Raw genomic sequence first — 8,245 nt, 5'->3', positions numbered from 1 at the left:
ACGGCGGCATCCTCCACTGGATAAACAACCAGTCTAGGAATAACCGCGGCGACGGGACTTGTCAACGAGTAGAAGTATCGGCTAAATGAAAGCGGCGGGGTGATCAGGGGGTAAGCAAGTAAGTGGGTGTCCGCTCTGAGCCGTGCTCTGAGCCGGCGCTGAGGTGTTCTTCGAGGAAATCTACCGCTTACGCGCGTTTAAGTTGCTCAACGGACTCTGTAATCACACCAAGCACTTGCGGCCGCTAGAGCATGAGGTAGGGACAGAGTACGGTCTCTCGGTTGACCAGTGGCCGGACATAAGTGCTGTGCAGAGCTTCGAGAAGGGTCCTCCTGGGGTACACGGTGGCGGGCTACGATATCCTGCAGTTGGTGAACGAGGTAATTAGGTTCTATGAAAACCGTTGGTTTAGGGCAGCCGGTGCGGCGCCTCGTGATGCCGGCTAAGCTAACTTCAAGTTGCAGCCGCGGCGAAGCCGTCAGCTGCAACTTGAAGTTAGCTTTTGCGTAAGGAGCAGTGGAAGCCCATGGATAAGCAAAAATGGAATCCGGCGCAGTATGCCGAGCAGGCGCACTTTGTCTCCGAGCTCGGTGCGCCGGTGGTCGATCTGCTGGCGCCGCGTCCAGGCGAGCGAATTCTTGACCTCGGCTGCGGAGATGGGGTACTCACAAAGGAAATGCATGATGCCGGTTGCCGCGTAGTCGGCGTTGACGCAAGTCCAGAAATGGTCGCCGCAGCCATCAGCAAGGGAGTGGATGCGCGAGTCGTAGATGGGCATGAGCTACAGTTCGAGAGCGAGTTCGATGCTGTATTTTCCAATGCGGCCTTGCACTGGATGACTCATCCCGGCCTCGTGTTGAACGGGGTCTATCGAGCGCTGAAGCCCGGCGGACGCTTTGTTGGTGAGTTCGGCGGCTATGGCAATGTGGCGACTATCCGACGTGCGCTGGACGAGGCGCTTACCGCCAGAGGCATTGATGCCACCCCCTTTAATCCATGGTTCTTCCCACGGGCGGAGGAGTATCGCTTACTTCTGGAGCGCTATGGGTTTGAGCCGTTGACAGTACAGGCTTTTGCTCGGCCGACGCCTCTTCCAAACGACGTCACAGGTTGGTTGGAGACCTTCGCGCAAAGCTTCATCAATGGTCTTCCGCAAGAGAAACGCAAAAGGTTTGTCGTGGAAGTTGTTGAGCGTTGCCGGCCGGCACTTTGCGACGGAGACGGGCGTTGGGTGGCGGATTACGTCCGTTTGCGATTTGCTGCCACAAAGTCTTCCAGAGCCAACCTGACGCTGAAGCCGACCGGCTCTTCCGCTGGCGCTCCAGAGCCGGCAGCTTAGCTCTGCGTTAGCGCTCATATGAACCGATGACGACGTACTATCAACTTGAACCTGAAGTAGCCGGCGGCTGGGGAGCGAACACAGAGGCGGACACCTCTGTTCATCCCCCTGTTGTCCATGCGCTGCATTGCGAGTTTCAAGGCTGGCTGGGCGATGAGTTGGTGGAGTCCTTCCCATGCTTCCTTGTGTCAGAGCGCGTTGGGCAGGCTCTTCAGCAGGCTGGTCTAAGCGGGTTCTTTCTGGCGGACGCAGAGATATCGCTGGCTACAGAATTCACAGAGCGTCATGAAAAGACCGAGCTACCAAGGTTCCGTTGGCTCAAAGTCATGGGACGAGCTGGGAAAGCCGATCTCGGGTTATCTGACTCCCATCTATTAGTGGTGTCGGAGCGAACGTTAGCACTTCTGCGGCAGTTTTCGCTGAGCAATGCTGAGGTGTCAGAGTCGGGAGCTAACAAGTCCATTGAGCGACGGGCCCCAATAACAAGAAGGTGGTCTCGTGGACGCTAATCACTCAGCCCCATACGCGCAGCTGGCGGTTCGCTTTGCGGAGGCGCTCCTGGGCGAGGACTTTGCGACCGCCCACGCTCTCCTTAGCCCTGGGCTTCGGCAAGAGCTGTCGGCCGATGCGTTGCGCGCCGAGTTCGAAGAGATGTTGGATTATGGTGCGGGCATTGCTACCCGGGACATTGAATGGGGACCGCCGTAAGTGTTTCGTCCGCAATCGCCCAACCAGGCGCTGGATTTCAGGAAGCACCATGTTCGGTCCTAGGGCAAAGGGTTTTTGGACGAGTAGTCGAGCCCCGAACTGTGGCTCGGATTACGGTGCCCTTGTTGCGGGCAGGCAGTACAAGGTCATCAAAGCCTTCACGGACTATGATGGTGACGTCCATCCGGTCGGAGAATCGTGGGTCTATCTTGGCTTCAGCTTTTTGCCGTATGACTCTGGCCTCTCGCTATTCGTCTCGTTGGACGGCCGGCAAGAGTGGATGCTCCCGATGCAGCTCATTCCTGAAGAGCAAGAGGCGGTCGTTCACGCGCTGGAAGAACATGTCGCCCCAGCGTAGGTTGGAAGAGAATTTAACTCGGCGTTGGAGCCGACGCCCCAAATGGGTAGGCAGATATGCAGATCGAATCAAAATGCCATTGTGGGGCTACACGCCTAGTCGTCGCGGCAGCTCCAACGAGTTTGACTGAATGCAACTGTACCTTTTGCTCAAAGCACGGGGTCCTGTGGGCCTACTACAGCCCTGAAGACGTAACGTTTGAGTCGGTGGGGAGAACCGTTGTAACGGGGACGGACCCAATGGCACCTCAGCATCACTTCTGCAGCAGTTGCCATGGCTTGTCATATTATTACCAGCAATCATCATGGACATATGACGGCTCGCCTGGTGAGCCTCTGGTGGGGGTGAATGCGAGATTGTTCGAGTCGTTTGATATTTCCAGCCTTCCGATCAAGCACGTCGATGGGCTCAATGGATGGTAGTGGAGCAAACCGGCGGGGGGAATTTGCTGCCATTTGCTTGAAATTCCCCCGCCGGTGGCTGCGATCACCCTTCTCTACAACCCAGCCCTTCGGATCGTCAGCGTACCCACCAATAGCCCCACCAGCGCCACAACGCCGGCCATCAAGGCGCCATAAAGCACGGACTGCGTGAACACCGCCCCGGTAAACAGTGACCGCTCTGCTTCTACCAGATACGTCAGTGGGTTGAAGCGGGAGGCTGTGTACAGCCAGTCGGGCGCCAGATCCATCGGCAGGAGTACGCCACCGAGCAGCATCAGCGGCAAGGCGACCGAGTGCGATACCATGTAGAACAGGCCACCGTCATGCTTGCTGGCAATGGCCAGGGCATAGGACAGCGAGGCTACGCCAATGCCAAAGATCAGCAGCAACACCAAGCCCAGCAGCATTGGCAGCAGGTGCAGCACCAGGCCAAATGGCGCAACCACCGCAATGATAATGACGGCCTGCACCAGCAAGGGCGCCAGCTCTTTGAGCGAACGCCCAACCAGAATGGCCGGCCGACTCATAGGGGTTGCCAGAAAGCGCTCGAAACTGCCGGACATCAGTTCTTCGGTCAATGCCCAGCCACAACTAACGGTGGTGAACAACACCAACATCACGATCATGCCGGGCACAAACCACTGCAGTGGATTGCCCTCCGTACCCGTTGGCACGCTGGTCAGCAAAGGCACAAAGAGGCCCAGATACAGCAAGGGCTGAAGAATGCCGAACACAATGTAGTACCAACTGCGCAGAGTTGGCGTCATCTCCCGGCGGAAGGAAATCAACGTATCCTGAATGAAAGCCATAAAGCCACTCCTCTGAGATATTCAATAACAAAGCACGGCGACTCAGGCTGGCGGCTCGGCGGTTTCCCGCAGGCTGCGGCCGGTCAGGCTCAGAAACACGTCGTCCAGCGTTGGGCGGTGTATATTCGCGCTCTGAGTCTCAACGCCGCTGTTATGCAACTCACAGATAAACCCCGGCAGTAAGCTCTCTCCCTTATTAACCGTTAACGTCAGGTGGTTACCTTCTCGCGCTATGTCTCGGGCGGCGGGCAGGTTGCGGGCCTGTTCGGCTGCCGAGCCGGCCTCCCGTTCGGAGCGGAAGCGTAGCCGAATCTGGTCACCCGCCAGATCGGCCTTCAGCTTCTCCGGCATGTCATCGGCAATCATCTTGCCGTGATCCATGATCATGACCCGTTCGGCCATATTGTCGGCTTCATCCAGATAGTGGGTGGTCAGAAATATAGTCATGCCCGTTTGCCGGCGCAGGCGAATAATGTGCTCCCACAAGTTGGCCCGTGAATGGGGGTCCAATCCGGTCGACGGTTCATCCAGAAAAAGAATTCTGGGTGTATGCATCAGACCCAGAGCCACATCCAGTCGGCGTTTTTGACCGCCGGACAGGGTGGCGCAGTCGCGATCCGCCTGCGGCTCCAGCTCCAGAATGGCCAGCAGCTCATCAGCCCGCTTTCTGGCATCGGGGTAAGACATGCGATAGGCCCGGCCCTGGGTGATCAATTCGTCTCTCACCCGGTGGTAAGGGCCGGAACCGGTTCCCTGCCCTACGTAGCCGATCAGTTGCCGCACAGCGACCGGGTTGCGCGCAACGTCGTGGCCGCCGATCATGGCCTGCCCGGAAGTCGGAGGCAGCAAGGAGGTCAGCATGCGCACCGAGGTGGACTTGCCTGCTCCATTGGGCCCCAGAAAGGCCACCAGTTCTCCCTCTGCCACCTCAAGGCTGAGGCCGCGTACGGCTTCTACCGGCCCCGCCTTGGTTTTGAATGTGCGTGTCAAATTGCTTGCTCGAATCATGCAGGCTCCCCCGCTTTCCTCGGAGTGGTGATGACGGCACACGGAATAGCACCGCCTCCGCTCGACAGACGGGGGCTCTGGCTATAACCTTGTACAGCGAACAAGGTTATTTTAAATGTTGTACGGTGTAAATAGTTTTTTAAGGATGCGTGAAGATGTCGCAGGAATTCTCCGGCAAGGGCGATCCCCTCAAGCTGATGCAACTGCTGTGGGGCAAGGTGCAGGCCCCTCGCCGTGGGCCGAAACCCAAGGTCAGCCTAAATGAGCTGGTGACATCCGCCATTGCCATCGCGGATGCGGAGGGCATAGACGCCGTTAGCACGCGCAAGGTGGCTGAAGCTGTCGGCATATCTCCCATGTCGTTCTACACCCATGTGCCTTCCATAGCGGAGTTGCGCGACCTGATGTTGGACCAGGTGTTGGCGGAATGCACTGAGCCTCCGGAAGGCTGGGAGAACATGAACTGGCATCAACGGCTGACCTATATTGCAGAAAACCTCTGGCAGCACTACATGCGCCACACCTGGGTGGTTGAGATGGAAACGCACCGCCCGGTCATGGGGCCAAATACATTGGCCAGTTATGAGCTAGCACTCAGCGCCGTAGACGGGCTTGGGCTGGATGAAATAGAGATGGACCTGACGGTGACCTCACTGCACAACTATGTGCTGGGTGCCGTTCGGCATGCGGCGCGGGAGCAAGCGGTGTGGAAAGACACCGGCATGAGCGACACGGAATGGTGGTATACCATAGCGCCGTTTATGGAAACGCTCGATTTTTCGCCCTACCCCGTTAGCTCGCGAGTCGGTCCGATCGCTGGAGAGGCGTATGGTGTCGGTGACCCGCTGCGTGCCTTCAAATTCGGACTGGAACGGTTTCTGGATGGCATGACGTTGCTGATTGAGCGCAAACAGGGGGCTCCCGATCAGTAACTCCGGGTGCGGGCGTTACTCAAGTCTGAGTTTGTTCACCAAACCCGAAACCCGAGGACAGCCAGCCATTTCCCCGGCTGTGGCTTCCTTGTTATATACATGCTCCCTAAGCTGTCTTGATGGGCAGCGTTGTTGCTGGAGCGGATCATAGACGGCAACCGAACGCATGGTGCTGAGCGCGGAAGTTCGCTAAGGTACTGGTAATCAACAATATAAGCAGGGCCTTGTGGCAGCCAATGCGCGGAATATGAAGCGCGCGTTTTTTGCCAGCGTAGAGCGCGCTGTCTAATCACTGTTATGTGTTAAAGAATGACAAAGAAATTAGCGCTACTTTTTGCAGCTTGGCATCTATTATTTTCTGGATTTTATGCAGCATTCTTTTTCGGAAAAGGACACCCCGAATTTGACAATGTTTTTATGCTTATAATCGCCATCCCATACATGGGATTCGGCGCTTTATTTTGGTCGCTTTTCATTGGTATTGGCGAGATAGTAATTGCTGGCGGCGTTTATTTAAGCTACTTGTACGTTAAAAGTGAAAAACCACTATATCTGGCAAGCCATGTCGCCATTGGGTTTGTTGGTGGTTTTTCATTTAGGATCATTAGTTCACATTGGCAAATTATTTAACACATTTGACACAACCTTTAAATGGTTTTGCCGTGGCTTCGGGTCCAAAGCTGCACATAACAAGTCGTTCAAGCTGATCGCGCTACGCACGGCAGCTTAACTCCGGCGTTAGGCATTATCAGTAATCGACATCAGGAGGTGTCATGGAAATCAGCTTATTCTTTAGCATTGTATCTCTTGGGGTCGGTGCAACGCTGGTAATGGATCTTTGGGCATTTTTCCTGAAACGGGCTTTTGCAATTCCGTCGCTAAATTACTGTCTTGTTGGGCGATGGCTTGGGCATATGCCCGAAGGGCGCTTCGCACATCAGGGCATCGGGCAGTCTGAGCCGAAAGTCTTGGAGTGTCATATCGGCTGGGGTGCTCATTATGTGATTGGTGTGGTATTCGCTGCGATTCTTGTCGCGATCGCATCTCCTGCATGGTTACAGGAGCCCACGATAATTCCACCTATAATTTTTGGCCTGGCAACCGTGGCTGTGCCCTTCTTTGTTATGCAACCGGCATTTGGGCTTGGGATGGCGGCATCTAAAACGCCGAACCCGAAACAAGCTCGAATCAGGAGCCTTATGGCACATGCATCTTTTGGCGTGGGGCTTTACTTTGCCGCGTTGATGTTGAGTTTTATCTTGCCGGCCCACGCCTAACCAAGCCATTAAATTCGCTCCCTGGGGTCGCCGGGCGCTCGTTTCTCGCGCCGTTTATAGCGGGCATTGGGCCGGAGACCGACACCGGGACAGCCATGTCCTTACCGGGACAGCCATGTCCTTACCGGGACAGCCATGTCCTTAATGAACGCAGGACCGCATAACACCCTCCTCGATAGCCCACCTCAACTAGCCGCCGTTAATACACTGACTTGGAAGCAAAACCTTACAACTTGCCACGTTTGCCTTAGGCTCTGTGCCTTCCCCCTCGCCTATGGCACTATTACCAGATACTTCCCCCATACCACGAAAAACGCTGAGGGCGAGGGTATGCCGCCGCTGGAGCACCACCGCTTGGACCATAAGGACATGCGCACGTCGCTGAGCCACCTACCGGCTGAGAAACAGCAGGAACTAGAGCAGATCGCCGACCTTATCGATAAGACCGTGCAGCCGGAGCTGGTGATTCTCTACGGCAGCTACGCGCGGGGCGATTACAAGGAAGAGAAAGACCTGGCGCCGCAGCGCTGGTCGGGGCATGCCTCGGATTACGATATTCTGGTGGCGGTATCGGATCGCACCACCGAGTCGGACGCAGAGCTGGGGCGGCAGCTCTATGAGCTGTGCAACGCGCACAACTTCTCGGCGTCGTCCGGCCCATCGTCCATCGCCTTAGTCACGTGAACCAAAGCCTGCGGGAAGGCCGGTATTTTTTCCTCGACATCAAGCGCGAGGGGCGCGTGCTGTTGGGCAGCAACATCGGGCCGCTGACTGAACCGAAAGACTTACCCGTTAAGGATCGGCTGCGGATCGCGCAGGAGTATTACGATTCGTGGTTTCGGCAAGCAAAGCGCTTTTATCGGCATTATAGGATCGACTATGACGAAGCCGATTACCGCACGGGGGCTTTTCATCTCAACCAGGCGACCGAAGCCGCCTACAAGTGCATCCTCCTGGTTCACACCCTGTATTGCCCGCACGAGCATCTATTGGACTACCTCGGATTCCAAGCGTCGGATTACGGCCCGGTGTTTAAGGAGATCTTCCCGCACACGACGCAGCTAGAACGGGATATGTTCAAGCTGCTCGACAACGCTTACATCGCCGCCCGCTATCACCTGGATTTCAACGTTACTCAAGAAGACCTCGATTACCTAGCGCCCAAAGTACAGCGCTTGCTGGACGTAACCAAAACGCTGTGCGAGCAGGAGCTGGGGCGCTTGCGGGCGGAAATTCAGGAATAAGCGTGGGCGGCATCGTTCAGGGCGTAAGAGTCCCGAACGCGGAAGTTCGCTATAGCATTCGTAATCAACTATATAAACAAGGCGTTACGGTAGCAAAAGCGCGGTATCTAGTCGCTGTTGGACAAAG

The 8,245-nt window shown here is 56.1% G+C and carries 11 protein-coding genes; 9 read left to right on the top strand and 2 right to left on the bottom strand.

Annotated features, from left to right (window positions below):
* Positions 1-526: 526 nt before the first annotated feature.
* The 4 genes from CAI21_RS16045 (at position 527) to CAI21_RS26285 (ending at position 2,827) form a co-directional block, all read left to right on the top strand.
* Complete coding sequence (locus CAI21_RS16045; RefSeq protein WP_116303216.1) at positions 527-1,339, top strand: class I SAM-dependent methyltransferase; 813 nt, start codon at positions 527-529, stop codon at positions 1,337-1,339.
* 498 nt (positions 1,340-1,837) lie between these two features.
* The gene (locus CAI21_RS23275; protein ID WP_181919474.1) at positions 1,838-2,047 is read left to right on the top strand and encodes a hypothetical protein; all 210 of its coding nucleotides are present in this window, start codon (positions 1,838-1,840) and stop codon (positions 2,045-2,047) included.
* Between the two features lie 49 nt (positions 2,048-2,096).
* Positions 2,097-2,405, top strand: a complete 309-nt coding sequence (locus CAI21_RS23270) for a DUF3601 domain-containing protein (protein ID WP_181919473.1) — start codon at positions 2,097-2,099, stop codon at positions 2,403-2,405.
* 56 nt (positions 2,406-2,461) lie between these two features.
* Positions 2,462-2,827 (top strand): GFA family protein, encoded by a 366-nt coding sequence (locus CAI21_RS26285; RefSeq protein WP_472973977.1) that lies wholly within the window; start codon positions 2,462-2,464, stop codon positions 2,825-2,827.
* Positions 2,828-2,901: 74 nt separating this feature from the next.
* Here the strand turns inward: CAI21_RS26285 and CAI21_RS16030 are convergent, their stop codons facing one another.
* Both CAI21_RS16030 and CAI21_RS16025 read right to left on the bottom strand, forming a co-directional pair.
* Entirely contained in the window at positions 2,902-3,657 is a 756-nt protein-coding gene (locus tag CAI21_RS16030; RefSeq protein ID WP_116303214.1) for an ABC transporter permease, read from the bottom strand.
* 42 nt (positions 3,658-3,699) lie between these two features.
* Positions 3,700-4,665 (bottom strand): ABC transporter ATP-binding protein, encoded by a 966-nt coding sequence (locus CAI21_RS16025; RefSeq protein ID WP_116303213.1) that lies wholly within the window; start codon positions 4,663-4,665, stop codon positions 3,700-3,702.
* A gap of 155 nt (positions 4,666-4,820) precedes the next feature.
* Between CAI21_RS16025 and CAI21_RS16020 the strand changes: the two genes are divergently transcribed.
* From CAI21_RS16020 to CAI21_RS16000, 5 genes are all read left to right on the top strand, one after another.
* Positions 4,821-5,597, top strand: coding sequence for a TetR/AcrR family transcriptional regulator (locus CAI21_RS16020; protein ID WP_116303212.1), 777 nt, complete (start codon positions 4,821-4,823; stop codon positions 5,595-5,597).
* Positions 5,598-5,906: 309 nt separating this feature from the next.
* The gene (locus CAI21_RS16015; RefSeq protein WP_147305143.1) at positions 5,907-6,227 is read left to right on the top strand and encodes a hypothetical protein; all 321 of its coding nucleotides are present in this window, start codon (positions 5,907-5,909) and stop codon (positions 6,225-6,227) included.
* Between the two features lie 143 nt (positions 6,228-6,370).
* A complete protein-coding gene (locus CAI21_RS16010) occupies positions 6,371-6,874 on the top strand; it encodes a DUF2938 domain-containing protein (protein ID WP_116303210.1) in 504 nt (167 codons plus the stop codon).
* A gap of 330 nt (positions 6,875-7,204) precedes the next feature.
* Entirely contained in the window at positions 7,205-7,558 is a 354-nt protein-coding gene (locus tag CAI21_RS16005; protein WP_116303209.1) for a nucleotidyltransferase domain-containing protein, read from the top strand.
* On the top strand, positions 7,498-8,118 hold the full coding sequence (locus tag CAI21_RS16000) for a HEPN domain-containing protein (RefSeq protein WP_116303208.1): 621 nt from the start codon (positions 7,498-7,500) through the stop codon (positions 8,116-8,118). The genes CAI21_RS16005 and CAI21_RS16000 overlap by 61 nt, the downstream gene beginning before the upstream one ends.
* Positions 8,119-8,245: the final 127 nt, after the last annotated feature.

This window comes from Alkalilimnicola ehrlichii (assembly GCF_003399765.1).
GTDB lineage: Bacteria > Pseudomonadota > Gammaproteobacteria > Nitrococcales > AK92 > AK92.
This window is presented reverse-complemented; position numbering and strand designations above follow the sequence as displayed.

What these genes read in the sequence shown, in the direction of transcription:
- CAI21_RS16045 (WP_116303216.1), top strand. Translation starts at nt 527, where the DNA reads ATGGATAAGCAAAAATGGAATCCGGCGCAGTATGCCGAGCAGGCGCAC.
- CAI21_RS23270 (WP_181919473.1), top strand. Translation starts at nt 2,097, where the DNA reads ATGTTCGGTCCTAGGGCAAAGGGTTTTTGGACGAGTAGTCGAGCCCCG.
- CAI21_RS26285 (WP_472973977.1), top strand. Translation starts at nt 2,462, where the DNA reads ATGCAGATCGAATCAAAATGCCATTGTGGGGCTACACGCCTAGTCGTC.
- CAI21_RS16030 (WP_116303214.1), bottom strand. Translation starts at nt 3,657, where the DNA reads ATGGCTTTCATTCAGGATACGTTGATTTCCTTCCGCCGGGAGATGACG.
- CAI21_RS16025 (WP_116303213.1), bottom strand. Translation starts at nt 4,665, where the DNA reads ATGATTCGAGCAAGCAATTTGACACGCACATTCAAAACCAAGGCGGGG.
- CAI21_RS16020 (WP_116303212.1), top strand. Translation starts at nt 4,821, where the DNA reads ATGTCGCAGGAATTCTCCGGCAAGGGCGATCCCCTCAAGCTGATGCAA.
- CAI21_RS16015 (WP_147305143.1), top strand. Translation starts at nt 5,907, where the DNA reads ATGACAAAGAAATTAGCGCTACTTTTTGCAGCTTGGCATCTATTATTT.
- CAI21_RS16010 (WP_116303210.1), top strand. Translation starts at nt 6,371, where the DNA reads ATGGAAATCAGCTTATTCTTTAGCATTGTATCTCTTGGGGTCGGTGCA.
- CAI21_RS16005 (WP_116303209.1), top strand. Translation starts at nt 7,205, where the DNA reads ATGCCGCCGCTGGAGCACCACCGCTTGGACCATAAGGACATGCGCACG.